Here is a 16,724-nt window from a genome sequence, read left to right as displayed (position 1 = left end):
CAACTATATCCTGGAAGCCCGTAAATGGGGACGACCGACAAAGCCATATATTTATTTTACGGACAAACAAAAGCAGCGGGCCAATTCAGTGGATCTGGTTAATTTTCTCCAGCGACAGGGAGAGCAGTTGGTGCGTTCCGGGCGGGAATGGCGATGGAAACGGTACGGCAGTGTGACTGTTCGCGGCAGCCGGTGGTTCCGGCACAGCCGAAAGGAAGCCGCCCATATCGGCAATGCGTTTTTTCAGTTCGTCTTGCCCAATGATTTCGAGCTGTACTTTCTGTTTTTCGTCACGTAGGCGGTAAATTTCATCGCCTACTTTATCATATTCAGCCTTGGAGTTAGCCAGTTTCATAAGCTCCGTTTGAAGGTCCTCCAGCCGCTTGTTGATGTCAGCCAGGGTGGTGTCATCTTCATAGCTTAGGACGGTTTCAATCTTGTTCTGCAGGGTGATGAGGAAGGTATCCTTTCCACAGAGCGTAATACTGCGGAACAAGGCCATGGTTCTTTACTCGTGTCTTTGTGAGGAAGTCGGTGGTATATGTTTTCTGGTCAGTGCGGTGCTACATTTAAGCGTCGTACCCACTCAAGTGGCAAAAAATACACCGCATGGTGCTGCAATACACATATCACGGAAATCGAGAAATATTCCATGAAGTGTACTTAAAGTAGAAAGGCAACAAGAATGATAGTGGCTTGTTGCCTTAAATCTTCCAAGCTCTGACCCTACCCTTTAAAGATTCAATCATTAATGCCAAGTTTTTTCATTCTGTTTCGCAATGTACTGGAGTTGATACCAAGAAGCACGGCGGCACCGTTAGGACCGCTGACGCGTCCTTTGGTCTGATGAAGAGCGTTTACAATATGCATTCGCATTGAATCATCTAATTTCACTACAGGTTCAATTTCCTGCAAACTAGATTTTTCGCAAAGAGCAGGAAGAATGTGATCAAAAACCAAAGTACCACTTCGACTCAGGATGATGGACCGCTCAACGATGTTTTGCAATTCCCGCACATTGCCTGGCCAGGAATATTCCATGAGGTTCTGCATATCTTCTGGACGGACTTTTGGAAGTGTGCGCAATCCGAATTCCGCTGACTTTTTCTCAATAAAATGATGGACCAATAAGGGGATGTCCTCCTTTCGCTTACGCAAAGGAGGGAGAACTATTGGAAAGACATTGATGCGGAAAAGCAAATCCTGTCTGAACTTGCCTTCCGCCGCCATAGCGGTCAGATCCCTCTGTGTAGCACAGATGATGCGGACATTGACTGGAATGGATTTTTCAGCACCGACGCGTTCAATTTCTTTTTCCTGTATAACGCGTAAAAGTCGGACTTGCATATCAATTGGTAATTCCCCTATTTCATCAAGAAAAAGTGTACCATTGTTTGCCCGCTCAAATCGCCCGAGCTTTTTGGTATGTGCCCCGGTAAATGACCCCTTTTCATGTCCGAAAAGTTCGCTATCAACCAAAGACTCAGGGATAGCTCCGCAATTTAACTTGACAAAGGGTCCGTTTTGGCGGTTGGAAGCTGTGTGAATGGCATTGGCAACCAATTCTTTGCCGGTGCCAGTTTCACCTAGTACGAGCACAGTGCTGCTCAGCGGAGCCACCTTGTGAATCATTTCGAAGACATTTTTAAGACCTGTTTTCTTTCCGATAAATTCAGTGCTTGAATTTTCATTGATTTTTCTTCGAAGGTAAATATTTTCTTTTACGAGGTCTTGCTTCAGTGTTTCTAACTCTAAATGCTCCAACGAGTTGGATAGTGCGATGCTGAATGGTTTTGTCACCTTCGAGAGCAAATTTGCATGTTGAGGGGTATAGACATTACTTCCATAGGCAAACATCATTGAAACGCCGATAAGATTCTCGTCAACTGTTAAAGGAAGAATCAGAACGGAACTGTTTCTCATTTTAGGCTGAGGGAAGAGTGAAGATATTAAAGGATTATTTTTCGGTGAATTGACAATTAAAGGGCTTTTTTTGCGGTCAAACCTTTCCACTTCATGAAGATAGGAAGGAGGTGATGTTATTTCATGATTCATTATGATGCCATCAGTCCGTGAAGCACGAGCAATCAGGCGAAAAACTTTTTTTTTGTTGTCAAACAAAGCCATATACATTTCATCGATAGGAATAAAATCTGAAATATATATCAAAGTTCTTGACATAGCGATTTCCAAATGAAGGCTGCTGCAAATTCGTGCTGCTATTTCATGGAAAAGTTCAAATTCAGAATCGTCCACTCTAAAAATCCTCCCTCTACGCCAGGAGTTCTGCCTTTATAGCAGGATTTTTTCTGTCATAGCTGTTACGATGTTTAGCTCTTCTCGGTACTTTGTTACGCCCCGTCTTGATATGAGAATACCCTGAATAAATAATCGATTCCATTTTATCATCAGTTATAAGGGTTATCAATCGGCTTTCTATTTTTTACCAATAATCGCTAAAATTAATCGTATAGTTAAGCAGACAACAGGTACTCTGAAAAAAAAATTGCCAATTATGGCGAAACTGCAATTTTAAAAAGCCATATTTGGCTAGTTTATTGTCTGCTCGAATTCTGCAGCATTATTTTACGCGGATCAATAAAAAACTTTTTTAACGAGTTTAGATCGTTCAGAGTATAAAACCTTTATCATGCTTTGATTCGTACGGTACTTGGCATAGATTTTGCAATTTTACTAGGTAGAATGCTTTATAAATAATAAAAGCAAAGGAGAGAAGAAAATGGTATTGCCTAAATTCGAATACCTAGCCCCAAAGACATTGGGAGAAGCAAACAGTCTTGCTTCGGAGTTAGGAAAAGGGTGCATGGTCATGGCAGGTGGCACGGACATTATCGTTCTGATGAAAGATCATGTAATCGCCCCGGAGTATATTATCGATTTGAAACAGATTGAAGGGCTTGACTATCTGGATTATAATCCAGAAACTGGACTGAAAATTGGTGCGCTGACGACCCTGCGAACGATTGAAAGATCTACGCTAGTGAAAGAAAAATATGCTGCAGTTTCAGATGCAGCGCACTATGTGGCTTCCACTCAAGTACGCTGTAAAGGCACAATCGCTGGCAACCTGTGCAATGCTTCACCTTCAGCAGATACTGCGCCTATTTTACTGGCTATGGGAGCAAAGCTAAAAATAACTGGTGCCGACCATGAGTATGTGCTTTCAATCGGCGAATTTTTTAAAGGACCGAAGAAGACAGCATTGGAGCAGGGTGAAATTGTTACTGAAGTACAGGTTCCCGCTCTTGGTGAAAATACCTATGCCGCCTATATAAAGCACGCATACCGAAAGGCTATGGATTTGGCGATTGTGGGTGTTGCTGCGGTGTTAATCGTGAAAAATGGTATTTGTACCGATGCCCGTATTGCACTGGGCGCGGTGGCAGCTACCCCGATTCGTTCTCCCAAAGCAGAAGCGGTTCTGATTGGACAGAAGATCACAGACGCGTTGATTGCAAAGGCAGGAGTAGCAGCTTCAGAAGATTGCAAGCCCATATCCGATGTCCGTGCTTCTGCGGAATACAGGAAGGATATGATCAGGGTGTTTACAGTCCGTTCCATTAAAAAAGCATTAGAAAGTCAAAAAAGAGGTTAGGAGGTCGATTATGCAACATATAATTAACTTTACATTAAATGGAGAAAAAGTAGAAGCGCTAGTAAAGGACAATCTTACTTTACTGGATTTTATTCGTGGCACCATTGGACTCACCGGAACCAAAAAAGGCTGTGAGGAAGGCGAATGTGGCGCATGTACGGTATTGCTGAACGGCAAGCCGGTTAATTCCTGTCTGGTTATTGCACGAGAGGTGGAGGGGAAGGATGTCATAACCGTTGAAGGGATAGCCCAAAATGGTCAACTCAGTCCACTGCAACGTCAGTTCATTGATAAGTGGGCTTTGCAGTGCGGCTACTGCACACCGGGTATGATCATGTCTGCGAAAGCTTTGCTGGATGCGAATCCGAATCCGACGGAAGATGAAATCAGGGATGCGATTGCCGGGAATCTTTGCCGTTGCACAGGATATGCAAAGATTGTGGAAGCGATTCAGGCAACTGCTAAAGAAATGGATTGGGGGGTGAAATAAGATGAGTGCAAACCAAAAAAAGGATGAAAACTTCTCTATTGTGGGAACAAATTATTCAAGAGTTGATGCAGAGGCTAAGGTAACAGGACATGCACAATATACTGGGGATATTCACATGACAGGAATGCTTTATGGTAAATTTCTACGCAGTCCCCATGCGCATGCAAAAATCATCAGTATCGACACAAGCAAGGCTGAAGCATATCCTGGCGTCAAGGCCATTATAACAGGAGATGATTTCAACGCAGGCAGGCTTGGTAATGCGGAGTTTGCAATACAATTAGCAGATAAATATCCCCTTGCAAAAGGAAAAGTACGCTTGATTGGTGATGAAGTTGCAGCCATAGCAGCGATCGATGAAGAGACCGCTGAAGCAGCAGCGAAGCTTATTGAAGTAGAATATGAAGTACTTCCGGCAGTCATTACACCAGAAGAAGCGATGAAAGATGAAGCACCGACTATCCATGTTCATGAAATTGTAAAAAACAATATTGGTATGGCAACGTCCCTAAAATGCGGTGATGTTGATTCAGCTTTTAAGGATGCCGAGTATACCGATAAATACGAATACGATACACACATTGCTGTGCATGCTGCGCTGGAACCGCATGCTGCTGTTGCCACCTATGAGAACGGTGAGTATACGCTCTGGTCCACTACGCAGACCGCTTCTGTTTGTCGCTTCTGGATTGCGAATGCTTTGGGGGTACCGGAGACTCAAGTGAGAGTTATTAAGCCATTTATCGGCGGCGGCTTCGGTGGTAAGCTTGACCAATACCCGCATGAGGCTTGCTGCTGCGTTCTGGCTCAGAAGACTGGACGCCCGGTCAAGATGGTATTGACCCGCGAGGAGGTATTCTTTGCCAGCCGTACCAGACATGCGATTAAGATTGGCATTAAAACAGCATTTAAAAAAGATGGAACCATCTTGGCAAAGCGGTGTGATCACATACTGGATGGCGGTGCTTATGGCGGTACCGGAATGCCTGCAACCGCTCTTTCGCTTCAATGGGCAACCTGCCCGTATAAAATACCCAATATGGACTATTTTGCAAAACGTGTGTACACAAATCACTGTGTTGCTGGGGCACAGCGCGGCTATTCCGCAGTACAGGTGCATTTTGCCAATGAAGTTCACATGGATGAGGTTGCTGAAGCGCTGGAGATTGACCCAATCGCGCTTCGCAAAATGAATGCAATGACACCGGGGTATGATTCTCCTGCCGGTTTGGAAGTTACAAGCTGTGCTTTCACTGAAACATTGGATGCGGCTTCAGATTACTTGAAATGGAACGAAAACAAGAACAATCTGCCTGAGGGCGAAGGAATCGGGTTTGGTGGCTCCGGATTTGTCTCCGGCACTGGTTTCCCAATTCTGAATACACCAGCTTATTATTCTGCCTGCGTTATCGTGAGACTCAACAGACAGGGGTATGCTACTGTATTTACTGGCTCCAATGACATCGGTCAAGGCTCAGACACCGTAATGACACTGATTGCAGCAGAAGAGCTCGGCTTAAATATGAATGAGGTTAAAATTGTGGTTTCAGATACAACGTTGTCCCCATTTGACTCAGGAACCTATGGTAGCCGTGTGACATTCCTTACTGGAAATGCAACCCGGCGTGCAGCGGTTGACGCCAAACGCCAACTGATCGATACGGTTGCGCGTAAGCTTGGTGTTGACGCAGGAGCGCTTATCTGCAAAGACCACCGTATTTTTGTAGAAGCGGATCCGACAAAGGGAATGTCCTATGGTGAAGCCGTATTTGCGTATCAAGAAGAAAACGGAGGCAAAGAGGTCGTTGGTGTCGGTGCGTATGCCCACAAAGGCGATAAGAAAATCTATATGGAGGGTAAAACCAACTTCGCACCCGCGTACAGCTTCAGCACCGGAGGAGCTAAAGTCAAAGTGGATGAAGAGACTGGCATCGTAGATATTGAGGATTTTGTGTTTGCACATGATTGTGGACGTCCATTGAACGTACGTGCTGTAGAAGGTCAGATTGAGGGTTCTGTACAAATGGGACTTGGATATGTCTTGTTTGAAGAATGCAAGATTTCTGCAGATGGTAAATTGCTCAATCCTTCTTTCCGGGATTACCGTTTCCCGACCGCGTTGGATATGCCCCGTATAAAAACGATTCTTTGCGGCGAACCAGATGCCGAAGGCCCATTTGGTGCGAAAGAGTGTGGTGAAGGCAGTACCGCACCAGTAGCTCCGGCTATTGTAAACGCAGTTTCAAAGGCGACAGGGATACATTTTAGAAAGCTTCCATTAACGCCTGAAAACGTTTGGAAAGAACTTCAGGAACAACAAAAAAATAAATAGCATGCAAAAAAATTGCCGGCAGACCCCTTGACACTCAAGGGGTCTGCCGGCAAATTAGATGGCTTTCCGCAAACTGTTCCAGACGATTTGCCTCAATTATGCTTTGTCTTTACAAAACGTATAGACAAACAGGAATTTGTCGCTGATACAGATTTACAGAAAATAAAGATTTTTGTATAAGAGTTATATTCTGATATGAATGGTAGTTAATTTTTTTTAAGAATAATTAACACATATTCAGTTGTTAGATATGATGCCTCTTGATATGATTATGTCAGCAAAAGACGTTGATTATTGAAACAGAATCAGGAGGTCGTTTACTATGCAGATAGGTGAAGTGATACGGGAATACAGAAAAAGAAAAAATATAACCCAGGAAGAAATGGCAAATCGTCTTGGAGTGACGGCACCAGCAGTCAATAAGTGGGAAAATGGAAATTCGCAGCCAGATATTATGTTATTGGCTCCTATTGCCAGACTGCTTGACATTACCCTGGATACGCTATTGTCCTTTCAGAAAGAACTTACAGCAGAAGAAATAAAAAGTATTGTATATGAAGCTCATGCTAAAATAAAATGTGAAACCTATGAAGAAGCGTTTCAGTGGGCAAAAGGCAAAATGGAACAACATCCTAATTGTAAACAGTTGATTTGGCAAATGGCTGTAATTTTTGATGCATGGCGCGTGACAAAAGATATTCCGGATTCGGAGAAATACGACAGTTACATTAATGATTGCTATGTTCGTGCATTGGATAGTGAAGATGAGAATATTAGAACCAGTGCTGCCGATTCCTTGTTTGGATTCTATTCAAGAAAGGAACAGTACGCGAAAGCAGAGGAATATCTGGTTTACTATTCAAAACAGAATCCAGAGAGGAAAAGAAAGCAGGCGGTTATTTACAGCAGAACAAATCGAGTGAACGAGGCATATAAAGCATATGAAGAATTATTATTTTCGGGCTATCAAATGATGAGCATGGTATTTCACAGCATATATATGCTAGTAATGCGGGATAAAGACATGGGAAAAGCCCATATGCTTGTTGAGAAACAAAGAGAGTTAGCGAGCATTTTTGAAATGGGAGAATACCATGAGGCTTCGTGTGGACTTGACTTGGCAACATCAGAGAAAGATATAGAAGCAACGATAGAAACGATGGAGCGAATGATAGCTACTTTTGAAAAAATATGCGATTTTACGAAGTCGGCTCTTTATCAACATATGGAATTTAAAGAAACGAACGAGGAGTTCTGTAAAGAACTACATGAGAACTTGCTGACTTGTTTTAGAGATGAGGAAACATATGGCTACATGAAAAAAAGCAAGCGTTGGCAGGAGTTGGTAAACAGTTAGTTAAATATAACTAATTCACCGGGCATAATATCCACTCGTATTTACACACGCGACCATCCCTTTACTTGATGTTTTTGTTGACCACTAACATTTCAATGCCTGCAAACATTAAGCTGCTTTCCGTTTGTACGCGCGCATCGCAAACAGATATGCGACGATCAGTACACTTAAGCACCACGCGAGCGCAACCCAAATATCATTTCCGACAGGTTGCCCCGACAGGAGCGCGCGGATGGCGTCCACTATCGAAGTAACCGGCTGATTTTCGGCAAAAGCACGAACGATTGACGGCATCGATTCGGTGGGCACAAACGCCGAACTGATAAATGGGAGGAAGATTAGCGGGTAGGAAAAGGCGCCTGCACCGTCCACCGATTTTGCGGACAGTCCGGCAATCGCCGCGATCCAGGTCAAGGCCAGCGTAAACAGCGCGAGTATACCAGCCACGGCAAGCCATGACAATACGCCTGCCGACGAGCGGAAACCCATTATTAGCGCTACGAGAATGATGACGACAACCGAAATCGCATTGGATACCAGAGAGGTCAACACATGCCCCCACAGTGCGGCCGAACGCGCAATCGGCATGGAGTGGAACCGTTCAAAGATGCCTCTTTGCATATCCATAAACAGACGGTAAGCCGTATAGGCGATGCCGCTTGCAATCGCAATCAGCAGGATGCCGGGTAGCAGGTAATTCACATAGTTATCCGTGCCGGTTTGAATCGCGCCGCCCAACACATAAACGAACAGCAGCATCATCGCGACCGGAGTGACGGTGACCGTGATAATGGTATCCATGCTGCGGAAAATATGAAGCATGGAACGTCTGAGCATAACGCTCATATCGCTGAAAAAGTGTTTCCTGATTGTTTCCATTTATTTCTCCTCCTTTTTACCGCTCTTTGCCATCCATGGCACCGCGGTATTAGTCCATCCGTGGACGTTTGCCGATGATGGCCAGGAATATCTCCTCCAATGTTAGCTGTTTTTCCACATACTCCACCTTGGCGGGCGGGAACAGCTTTTTCAGCTCCGCGAGTGTGCCGCCCGCGATAATCCTGCCCTCATGCAGAATGGCAATTTGATCGGCAAGCTGTTCAGCTTCATCCAGATGTTGCGTGGTCAGGAATACCGTCGTGCCGCTGTTAGCAAGTTCTTTGACAATCTTCCAAACCTCAATGCGCGCCTCGGGATCAAGCCCGGTGGTCGGTTCGTCGAGAAAAATAAGCTGCGGTTTTCCGATCAGGCTCATGGCGATGTCGAGCCTGCGGCGCATACCGCCCGAATAAGTGGATACCCTGCGGTCGGCGGCCTCGGTCAGACCGAAGCGGTTCAGTAAATCACCTGCAATCTGACGTGGGTTGTCGAGGTGCCGGAGCTTGGCGATCATAATAAGGTTTTCCCGCCCGGTCAAAATCTCGTCCACGGCGGCAAACTGCCCGGTCAGACTGATCAATTGCCGTACATAGTCGGGCTTTGCCGCAACGTCGAAGCCGTTGACGATGGCAGTTCCGCTATCCTGTTTGAGCAGCGTGGTGAGGATTTTGACAATCGTTGTCTTGCCCGCGCCGTTGGAGCCGAGCAGGGCGAAAATACTGCCCTTTTCCACCTCCAAATTCACGTCCTTGAGGACATGAAGCTTATGGTAAGACTTTTGCAGTCCTTTCACTTGGATTGCGATGTCTTTCATTTAGAATCTTTCTCCCTTCCGAATTTGTTCATAATGTCACGGTTTAATTTTTGGCGGAAGTTATCGGTCCACACTTTCGTGTCGCGCAAAAGCTCGTCACAGAACCCGACAACATCTTCGCCCGTCACGTCGAGAACGTGCCTGCCGTCCTCTGCGCTGGCTTCAAACAACTCTATCAATTCGTACTGAGTTTTCAACATGTCAGAGCCGTCTCCTCCCGCGAAATTCCACATGTATCCCTGGATTTTTTTAAATACGAACCGATAGTCTTCAGGCAGCGCTTCTACTCTTGCCATTTGCTCCCTATACTCTTTTTTGTCCCCGATCATCTTTTTGATAAGCTCCAGCATCGTTATCGCCCCTCCTTGTTAAATTTTTCCATGACCTCTTTGTTTATTCTTTCTCGCAGTGTTTCAGTATTGGCAACCGACGCGCGCATAAACTCATCACAAAATTTGCCGACGTCATTGCCTATGACATCAAGAATATGTCTGCTCTCTGCCGCGCTTGCTTCGAATAAATCCACTAAGTCCGTAAACATCGTCAAGTCTGTAAATATCGTCATGTCACCACCAGAGGGGCCAACGCTATACATATAATGTTGAATTTTGCGAAATGCAAACCGATAATCTTTCGGCAGGGCGTCAACCCTTTTCATCATTTGTTTATAGGCCCGTTTTTCTTCCATGTCGCCTATTATCAGTTTTTTAAAAGAATCAAGCATTGTTACTGCTCCTCCTTTAATTGGTTGATTTTCGACGCGACAAATTCCCATTTTTCCCAGAACCTCCGCAGCTCCTCACGCCCCGCGTCGTTGAGCGCGAAAAACTTTCGCGGCGGCCCCATGTCGGAGGGCTTTTTGGTGATCTCTACCAGCTTGCTTTTTTCAAGCCGGATCAGGATAGTGTACACCGTTCCCTCCACAACATCTGGAAAGCCGAGGGCGTTCAGCCGCCGCGTGATTTCGTAGCCATAGGTTTCTTTGCGGCTTATAATTTCAAGGACGCAGCCCTCAAGCACGCCTTTGAGCATTTCCGTTAGGTTTTCCAGCACAAGCACCCCCTTGCTATTCGGTATGACCAGTATAAAGTATTACTTACTACTGCTATATAGTAAGACATAGTAGATGCTTTGTCAATAGCGTTTGCTCTGATAATAAATTTCATCTATAACGGATGCTAAGCGGCAAGCAGATGACCTTCAGCTAAGGGGAAACCAGATGGGTAGGACATCTTTTTTAGGATGAGGCCTATCATGGCAAGAGTGAACGGACTTTGTCTCTGGAAATAGGAGTTCCGCTGATGATGATTCTGGACCACAAGTAAAAGACTATCAGTATTGCGATATTCAGAAATTCTTAAGATTATAATAAGTAAGAAGCTATAAAATGGATTATTGCTTTGCGGTATAATAATTATGGGGATATATACTTAAAAGAAAGAAGATGACGCTTTTGGCCGCAAATATTTTAATAGTTGATGATGAACAGGCTATTGCCGATTTGGTAGAAGTTTATCTGAAAAACGAAAATTATAATGTCTTAAAATTTTATGACGGCAAGGATGCCCTTAACTGCATTGAAAGTGAACGATTGGATCTCGCCATTTTGGATGTCATGCTTCCTGATGTAGATGGTTTTTCTATCTGTCAGCAAATCCGGGAAAAGCATAATTTTCCGGTTATCATGCTGACAGCCAAAGAAGAAGAAATCGATAAGATCACCGGACTGACCTTAGGCGCGGACGACTATATCACCAAGCCGTTTCGTCCCTTGGAGCTTATTGCCCGTGTCAAGGCGCAGCTCCGGAGATTTACCAAATATAATTCTTCAGAGCGAAATCAGGAAGAACGCTTGATTGCCTTTTCCGGCTTGGTATTGGACATGGACACCCATGAATGTACCCTGAATGAAAAAAGGCTTTCTCTCACTCCTACGGAATTCTCCATTCTTTGGGTCCTTTGTTCCAACCGTGGACGGGTGGTAAGTTCGGAGGAATTGTTCCAAGAGGTATGGGGAGACAAGTATTTCAGCAACAGCAATAATACGGTAATGGTTCATATCCGGCATTTAAGGGAAAAAATGCAAGATAGCGCGGAGCATCCTAAATATGTCAAGACGGTATGGGGGGTTGGCTATAAAATTGAAGAGTAAGGGAGCTAAAAGAAAGAATGATTATTCCAAATTAAAAAGGAAAGTATTTTTGCAAATCAGTCTGATCACAGTTACCGCCGCTGTGACTGTTTATCTATTGCGCGAAATCCTGCGTGGACAGTTCGGAGATCTTATCGTTCAATTTTTAGTCAATGCTTTTCATTTTAATTATTCGGACGCATTGACGATCTATCAGTTGGTGATTCGCAACAATATGGATATGATTCTTTTTGTTGTAAGCCTGATTTTTTTAGTTACCCTTTTTGGATTTTTTGTTTCATGGTTCACAAAATATTTTGATGAAATCAGCGCCGGAATGGATAAACTTGCTGAGGAATATAATGCTGAAATTATCTTGGCACCGGAATTGGATTTTATGGAAAATAAGCTTAATCAGATGAAAAACAACTTGGGAAAACAAAAGAAAGCCGCGCTTGAGGCCGAGCAGCGCAAAAATGATTTGGTAGTTTACTTGGCTCATGATATCAAGACACCTCTGACCTCCGTTATAGGATACTTAAGTCTTCTGGATGAAGCTCCTGATATGCCTCCTGAGCAGAAGGCAAAATATGTCGGTATTACCTTGGAAAAAGCTTATCGTTTAGAGCAGCTTATCGATGAGTTTTTTGAGATTACAAGATTTAATCTTCAAACGATTGTTTTGAATAAAGAAAAAATCAATTTACAGTTCATGCTCCAGCAGATGGCGGATGAATTCTATCCAATGTTGACTCCAAAAGGAAAGCAGGTGTCCGTCAATGTGCCCGATGGACTTACCCTGTGGGGAGATGCAGACAAACTGGCCCGGGTGTTTAATAACATTCTGAAAAATGCGCTAGCCTATAGCTATGAAAACAGCGTCATTGACATTTCTGCCAAACAGCAGGACAAAAATATTGTTATTACTTTTACGAATCAAGGTAATCCTATCCCACGAGAAAAACTGGAAACGATATTTGAGAAATTTTTTCGGCTGGACACATCCCGTTCTGCCAATACAGGCGGCGCCGGGCTTGGATTGGCTATTGCCAAAGAAATCGTAAACGCGCATGGAGGCAATATTTTCGTGCAAAGTAATACAGAAAAGACAGTCTTTACTGTCGTGCTTCCACAAAAGCAAGAAAAGGACAAGTTATCTGCATAAGTCAGATAGCTTGTCTTTTTGTTAATTTAATAAAGATCTTAAAAATGGGTAAATTAAAAATGGGTTATACACAAAGAACATACCGGCGAATGCGCAAGCCATAGAAAAACAGGCCTCTTCTCGAAGGAGTAAGGGGGTTTTTTCGATATTGGTACTTTGGACAGCAACCTTGTCCTGTAATTTTAATAAATGTTCTTTCAGCAGCCTAAAAATTACCCATCCGATTAACGCTCCAAGCGTATTCATCAGTAAATCATCAATATCCGTTACTCTAACTCCAGATACCGTTATAAGAAAATCTTAAGAAATTCATAAGCTGGAATTCCAAAACAGCTCCTTGTTCTGTGGTTGAATAATATCAGCACAGAATAAGGAGCTGTTTTAGGGTATGGCACGAAAAGTAAAAAAGAAAAAGTCAGGAATACGTATATTTGTAACATTTCCATTAATAATTGTCATTGCCGCTTTGGCTTACAAATCAATCATTACTCCAGGAAACCACCAAATATTTGAGAAAGAATATGACGATAAAACCTCGTCATATTCTTCTTTAAAGATAACCCCCGATTCTTCTGCTTCTATATCTTTCGACAAGCTGAACAGTCCTAATGCGATTTTGATCCGGTTTAAAGATCATACCATCATGATGCAAAAAAACAGCGAAAGAAAAATCTATCCTGCTTCTTTGACTAAAATGATGACAGCCATTGTTACGATAGAAAATTTACCTGATCTGAACGAAGAAATCAAACTTACCAATTCTACGTTTCAGGGGCTGTACGAAGCAGATGCATCAATGGCAGGTTTCGAACCGGGTGAGCAGGTCAGGGCAATCGATCTTTTATACGGAGTAATGCTGCCGAGCGGCGCAGAGTGTAGTATTGGACTTGCTGATCAGGTTGCGGGATCAGAGCAGAATTTTGTAAAAATAATGAATCAAAAGGCGGCAGGTCTTGGTATGGACAATACCCATTTTGAAAATGCGATCGGACTTCACAATGAAAACCACTACACAACAGTCAAAGATCTGGCTATTCTTCTATGCTATGCTTTGCAAAATGATACTTTCCGGGAGATTTTTACTTCGTCCCGTCATTCCACACAACCTACCAATAAGCATCCTGGCGGGATAACCTTTTACAATACCATGTTTGAAGAACTCAACAATCAAAACATTATCGGTGGGGGAATTTTAGGAGGGAAAACTGGGTATACCGATGAGGCCGGTCTATGTCTCGCGAGTCTCGCCAAAGTGGATAAACAAGAATATATTCTGATTTCAGCTGGTGCAAAAGGAGATCAGCATTCGGAACAGTATAATATTACCGATGCATTAGCTGTATACAACAGTATAAGAAAATAATAAGTTCTCATAAGAATTTATTAAGATTTTACACTGCTGCATCCACAGGCTTTTTTTTGAAATACATCCTGACACCTAGGCCCCACCGGCTCAGTCGGCATCTTTTTTGTAACCTCAAGGCATGTGGAAGCCATAATTGTTTAAAATAATAAGAGTACGCTGGGATATAGAGAACTCGAATACTTGAGCTAAAACTAGGGAACGTTAATCTAAAGGAGATGATATGCAATGAATGGAAATGCAGAACTGTTAAACTATATCTACCAGAATTCTGAAATGGGCGTAGATACAATAAAACAATTGATTGGAGTTGTCGACGATGAGAAATTTAAAAAACATTTAGAGTCTCAGTTGAATGAGTACCAAGAAATCCATACTGCCTCAAAGTCACTGCTAAACAAAAACGGTTATGATGAAAAAGGCATTAGTACATTTGATAAAACTAAAACCTATTTGATGATCAACATACAAACTGTGACCGACAAAACGCCTTCTCATATTTCAGAAATGCTAATAATCGGAAGCAATATGGGTGTAATCGATGCTGTAAAAAACATTAAGAAATACCCGGGAGCTGAAAGGGATATCTTGGATCTTATGGAAAAGCTGCTGAAATATGAAGAGAATAATATTCAGCAGCTGAAGAAGTTCTTATAATTGATTATTAATTCAAGGGGATGGTGATTTGTTTCCAGATAAAATATATTATGAGCCGGCGGCTCTTGGATATGAACTAGGCATATTTTTAAAAGACAAGTTTTCGGATGTTCCATGGGTGGAGATTGGGAATCATAACAATATTGAGCCGCTTCGTTCAAATTCTAATAAAGAATTTGCAAGGATGAAAAGATATCTCATCATTGGCATACGAAAGACTCATAAATATGAGCCCAATCATAAGGTGTCTGATTTTCTGGTACCATTTACTTCCTCTGGATGTAGTGCCATGTGTTTGTATTGCTATCTGGTGTGTAATTATAATAAATGCTCATATTTGCGACTTTTTGTTAACCGTGAGCAGATGATGGATAAATTGCTTAAAAAAGCGAATTCCTCACCAAACGATTTGACGTTTGAAATCGGAAGCAACAGCGATTTGGTTTTGGAAAATACGATAACCGGCAATTTGGAATGGACAATAAAAAACTTTGCACAAAACGATAAAGGATTTATTACATTTCCAACAAAGTTTGCTATGGTGGAACCTTTTCTTAAATTAGATCATAGGGGCAGAACCATTATGCGCATGAGCGTAAATCCTCAATTTATTATTCAAAAGGCGGAAATAGGAACATCATCACTAAAAAATAGAATTAAAGCATTAAATATAATGTGCGATGCAGGATATAAGGTTGGGCTTTTAATTGCTCCCGTTATATTAGTAGATGATTGGATGGCTCAATATTCGGAGCTCATTGAACAACTCTCCGATGAACTTAGTGATAAAGTAAAGAAAGAAATATTCATTGAGATCATTTTTATGACTTACAGCTATGTTCATCGCGCAATCAACAGTGAAGCATTTCCTAATGCCATAGAGCTTTACGATAAAACGCTTATGACAGGAAGAGGGCGAGGGAAATATTGCTATCGCGATCATATACGAAAACAGAGTGAGCAGTTCTTAAGAGAGCAAATATCACAAAAGCTGGGTAATATACCCATTATTTATGTTGTTTAATTAGTGGGCGCAGTAACCACTGATTTACCGCTTGCCCCTGACAAACCAATTGATTTTGGTCTGCAGGATTTCTGCAGTGTATGCGAGAAAATTTTAAAAATATAAACAAAGATTTAGTTGTAACTATAACGCATATTATTTGCATATGATATACTTACTTGTATAGACAATAGAATAAAATGAGGATATTGTTCCAGGCTAAGAACTGCAAGCACAATCGGTATGAAAGAAAAATTTAAGGAGGATGATTTGAAGTGGTGGATTTGAAAGTCCTGACCCAAGCGATGTCTGATCTGGACGAAGACGTGTTAAACAAGGCTATTGATGAAGTACTAAGCAAAGACGACAATGCCGCAGAAGCTCAAGAAGTTGTTAAAGCCTGTCAGCAAGGTATGACACTCGTAGGTGAACGCTATGATTCGGGCGAGTACTTTATCGGGGATTTGGTCTTTGCCGGGGAAGTGTTGCAAAGTGTAATGGACAAGCTCAAACCGGCTTTAAGTGCAGGTTCCTCAGCAAAAGGCGGAAAGATTGTTTTAGCTACAGTTTTTGGAGATCTTCATGACATAGGCAAAAATATTTTCAGATCCATGGTTGAAGCCGCAAATTTTGAGGTGATCGACCTGGGGATCAATGTTCCGGTCAGCCAGATCGTGGACAAGGTTAAAGAGGTTAACCCTGATATTGTGGGATTAAGCGGTGTACTGACTTTGGCGCTGGATAGTATGAAAGAAACAGTTAATGCGCTTAATGAAGCAGGCCTTAGAAATTCAGTTAAGGTTATTATCGGCGGCGTACCCGTTAATGAGAATGTATGTAAAAGCATAGGGGCAGATGCTTTCTCAACAAACGCCGCTGAAGGCGTAAAAATATGCCAAGGATGGGTGGGTTGATTA

At 42.7% G+C, this 16,724-nt stretch carries 17 protein-coding genes and 2 pseudogenes; 11 read left to right on the top strand and 8 right to left on the bottom strand.

The features are described 5' to 3' along the window. Nucleotides 1-10 precede the first annotated feature (10 nt). A pseudogene (locus tag DEHRE_RS15350) lies at nucleotides 11-250 on the top strand (hypothetical protein); the annotation flags it as partial. Between the two features lie 491 nt (nucleotides 251-741). Here the strand turns inward: DEHRE_RS15350 and DEHRE_RS10080 are convergent. Continuing rightward, on the bottom strand, nucleotides 742-2,256 hold the full coding sequence (locus DEHRE_RS10080; protein ID WP_025205971.1) for a sigma-54-dependent Fis family transcriptional regulator: 1,515 nt from the start codon (nucleotides 2,254-2,256) through the stop codon (nucleotides 742-744). A 36-nt stretch (nucleotides 2,257-2,292) separates the two neighbouring features. Next, nucleotides 2,293-2,409 (bottom strand): RNA polymerase factor sigma-54, encoded by a 117-nt coding sequence (locus DEHRE_RS15645; protein WP_144284048.1) that lies wholly within the window; start codon nucleotides 2,407-2,409, stop codon nucleotides 2,293-2,295. A 331-nt stretch (nucleotides 2,410-2,740) separates the two neighbouring features. Here DEHRE_RS15645 and DEHRE_RS10075 point away from each other — a divergent pair, with 331 nt between their 5' ends. The 4 genes from DEHRE_RS10075 (at nucleotide 2,741) to DEHRE_RS10060 (ending at nucleotide 7,795) form a co-directional block, all read left to right on the top strand. Beyond that, on the top strand, nucleotides 2,741-3,616 hold the full coding sequence (locus DEHRE_RS10075; protein ID WP_025205970.1) for an FAD binding domain-containing protein: 876 nt from the start codon (nucleotides 2,741-2,743) through the stop codon (nucleotides 3,614-3,616). A 10-nt stretch (nucleotides 3,617-3,626) separates the two neighbouring features. After that, nucleotides 3,627-4,106, top strand: a complete 480-nt coding sequence (locus DEHRE_RS10070) for a (2Fe-2S)-binding protein (protein ID WP_025205969.1) — start codon at nucleotides 3,627-3,629, stop codon at nucleotides 4,104-4,106. Between the two features lies 1 nt (nucleotide 4,107). Continuing rightward, complete coding sequence (locus DEHRE_RS10065) at nucleotides 4,108-6,438, top strand: xanthine dehydrogenase family protein molybdopterin-binding subunit (RefSeq protein WP_025205968.1); 2,331 nt, start codon at nucleotides 4,108-4,110, stop codon at nucleotides 6,436-6,438. Between the two features lie 322 nt (nucleotides 6,439-6,760). Next, nucleotides 6,761-7,795, top strand: coding sequence for a helix-turn-helix domain-containing protein (locus DEHRE_RS10060; RefSeq protein WP_025205967.1), 1,035 nt, complete (start codon nucleotides 6,761-6,763; stop codon nucleotides 7,793-7,795). A 108-nt stretch (nucleotides 7,796-7,903) separates the two neighbouring features. Here the strand turns inward: DEHRE_RS10060 and DEHRE_RS10055 are convergent, their stop codons facing one another. The 5 genes from DEHRE_RS10055 to DEHRE_RS10035 are packed head-to-tail and all read right to left on the bottom strand — an operon-like array spanning nucleotide 7,904 to nucleotide 10,538. Beyond that, the gene (locus DEHRE_RS10055; RefSeq protein WP_025205966.1) at nucleotides 7,904-8,674 is read right to left on the bottom strand and encodes an ABC transporter permease; all 771 of its coding nucleotides are present in this window, start codon (nucleotides 8,672-8,674) and stop codon (nucleotides 7,904-7,906) included. A gap of 49 nt (nucleotides 8,675-8,723) precedes the next feature. Next, on the bottom strand, nucleotides 8,724-9,488 hold the full coding sequence (locus tag DEHRE_RS10050; protein ID WP_025205965.1) for an ABC transporter ATP-binding protein: 765 nt from the start codon (nucleotides 9,486-9,488) through the stop codon (nucleotides 8,724-8,726). Next, nucleotides 9,485-9,838: a DUF1048 domain-containing protein gene (locus DEHRE_RS10045; RefSeq protein WP_025205964.1), complete on the bottom strand. Its 354-nt coding sequence runs from the start codon at nucleotides 9,836-9,838 to the stop codon at nucleotides 9,485-9,487. The genes DEHRE_RS10050 and DEHRE_RS10045 overlap by 4 nt, the downstream gene beginning before the upstream one ends. A gap of 2 nt (nucleotides 9,839-9,840) precedes the next feature. Next, a complete protein-coding gene (locus DEHRE_RS10040; RefSeq protein ID WP_025205963.1) occupies nucleotides 9,841-10,212 on the bottom strand; it encodes a DUF1048 domain-containing protein in 372 nt (123 codons plus the stop codon). Nucleotides 10,213-10,214: 2 nt separating this feature from the next. Beyond that, nucleotides 10,215-10,538 carry a PadR family transcriptional regulator gene (locus DEHRE_RS10035; protein WP_207637310.1) on the bottom strand — a complete coding sequence of 108 codons (324 nt, stop codon included), beginning with the start codon at nucleotides 10,536-10,538 and terminating at the stop codon, nucleotides 10,215-10,217. Between the two features lie 394 nt (nucleotides 10,539-10,932). On the opposite strand from DEHRE_RS10035, the gene vanR reads away from it, so the two are divergent. Together vanR and vanS are read left to right on the top strand one after the other, a co-directional pair. Continuing rightward, nucleotides 10,933-11,640 carry a VanR-ABDEGLN family response regulator transcription factor gene (vanR, locus tag DEHRE_RS10030; RefSeq protein ID WP_207637302.1) on the top strand — a complete coding sequence of 236 codons (708 nt, stop codon included), beginning with the start codon at nucleotides 10,933-10,935 and terminating at the stop codon, nucleotides 11,638-11,640. Next, nucleotides 11,618-12,784: a vancomycin resistance histidine kinase VanS gene (gene vanS, locus DEHRE_RS10025; RefSeq protein WP_427846242.1), complete on the top strand. Its 1,167-nt coding sequence runs from the start codon at nucleotides 11,618-11,620 to the stop codon at nucleotides 12,782-12,784. The genes vanR and vanS overlap by 23 nt, the downstream gene beginning before the upstream one ends. A gap of 21 nt (nucleotides 12,785-12,805) precedes the next feature. Here vanS and DEHRE_RS15340 read toward each other — a convergent pair. Beyond that, nucleotides 12,806-13,057, bottom strand: a pseudogene (locus DEHRE_RS15340) (VanZ family protein); the annotation flags it as partial. Nucleotides 13,058-13,172: 115 nt separating this feature from the next. Here DEHRE_RS15340 and DEHRE_RS10015 point away from each other — a divergent pair. From DEHRE_RS10015 to DEHRE_RS10000, 4 genes are all read left to right on the top strand, one after another. Beyond that, on the top strand, nucleotides 13,173-14,147 hold the full coding sequence (locus DEHRE_RS10015) for a D-alanyl-D-alanine carboxypeptidase family protein (RefSeq protein WP_025205958.1): 975 nt from the start codon (nucleotides 13,173-13,175) through the stop codon (nucleotides 14,145-14,147). Between the two features lie 228 nt (nucleotides 14,148-14,375). Next, on the top strand, nucleotides 14,376-14,804 hold the full coding sequence (locus DEHRE_RS10010; RefSeq protein WP_025205957.1) for a hypothetical protein: 429 nt from the start codon (nucleotides 14,376-14,378) through the stop codon (nucleotides 14,802-14,804). 28 nt (nucleotides 14,805-14,832) lie between these two features. Then, the gene (locus DEHRE_RS10005; RefSeq protein ID WP_025205956.1) at nucleotides 14,833-15,828 is read left to right on the top strand and encodes an SPL family radical SAM protein; all 996 of its coding nucleotides are present in this window, start codon (nucleotides 14,833-14,835) and stop codon (nucleotides 15,826-15,828) included. Nucleotides 15,829-16,082: 254 nt separating this feature from the next. Then, on the top strand, nucleotides 16,083-16,721 hold the full coding sequence (locus DEHRE_RS10000; RefSeq protein WP_025205955.1) for a cobalamin B12-binding domain-containing protein: 639 nt from the start codon (nucleotides 16,083-16,085) through the stop codon (nucleotides 16,719-16,721). The last annotated feature ends 3 nt before the right edge of the window (nucleotides 16,722-16,724 follow it).

The organism is Dehalobacter restrictus DSM 9455, assembly GCF_000512895.1.
Lineage (GTDB): Bacteria > Bacillota > Desulfitobacteriia > Desulfitobacteriales > Syntrophobotulaceae > Dehalobacter > Dehalobacter restrictus.
Note: the sequence above shows the minus strand (reverse complement) of the source record. Positions and strands in the feature narration are given on the sequence as shown.

Coding starts and splice junctions, on each gene's coding strand:
- DEHRE_RS15645 (WP_144284048.1), bottom strand. CDS start 2,409: ATGATAAAATGGAATCGATTATTTATTCAGGGTATTCTCATATCAAGA.
- DEHRE_RS10075 (WP_025205970.1), top strand. CDS start 2,741: ATGGTATTGCCTAAATTCGAATACCTAGCCCCAAAGACATTGGGAGAA.
- DEHRE_RS10070 (WP_025205969.1), top strand. CDS start 3,627: ATGCAACATATAATTAACTTTACATTAAATGGAGAAAAAGTAGAAGCG.
- DEHRE_RS10065 (WP_025205968.1), top strand. CDS start 4,108: ATGAGTGCAAACCAAAAAAAGGATGAAAACTTCTCTATTGTGGGAACA.
- DEHRE_RS10060 (WP_025205967.1), top strand. CDS start 6,761: ATGCAGATAGGTGAAGTGATACGGGAATACAGAAAAAGAAAAAATATA.
- DEHRE_RS10055 (WP_025205966.1), bottom strand. CDS start 8,674: ATGGAAACAATCAGGAAACACTTTTTCAGCGATATGAGCGTTATGCTC.
- DEHRE_RS10050 (WP_025205965.1), bottom strand. CDS start 9,488: ATGAAAGACATCGCAATCCAAGTGAAAGGACTGCAAAAGTCTTACCAT.
- DEHRE_RS10045 (WP_025205964.1), bottom strand. CDS start 9,838: ATGCTGGAGCTTATCAAAAAGATGATCGGGGACAAAAAAGAGTATAGG.
- DEHRE_RS10040 (WP_025205963.1), bottom strand. CDS start 10,212: ATGCTTGATTCTTTTAAAAAACTGATAATAGGCGACATGGAAGAAAAA.
- vanR (WP_207637302.1), top strand. CDS start 10,933: ATGACGCTTTTGGCCGCAAATATTTTAATAGTTGATGATGAACAGGCT.
- DEHRE_RS10015 (WP_025205958.1), top strand. CDS start 13,173: ATGGCACGAAAAGTAAAAAAGAAAAAGTCAGGAATACGTATATTTGTA.
- DEHRE_RS10010 (WP_025205957.1), top strand. CDS start 14,376: ATGAATGGAAATGCAGAACTGTTAAACTATATCTACCAGAATTCTGAA.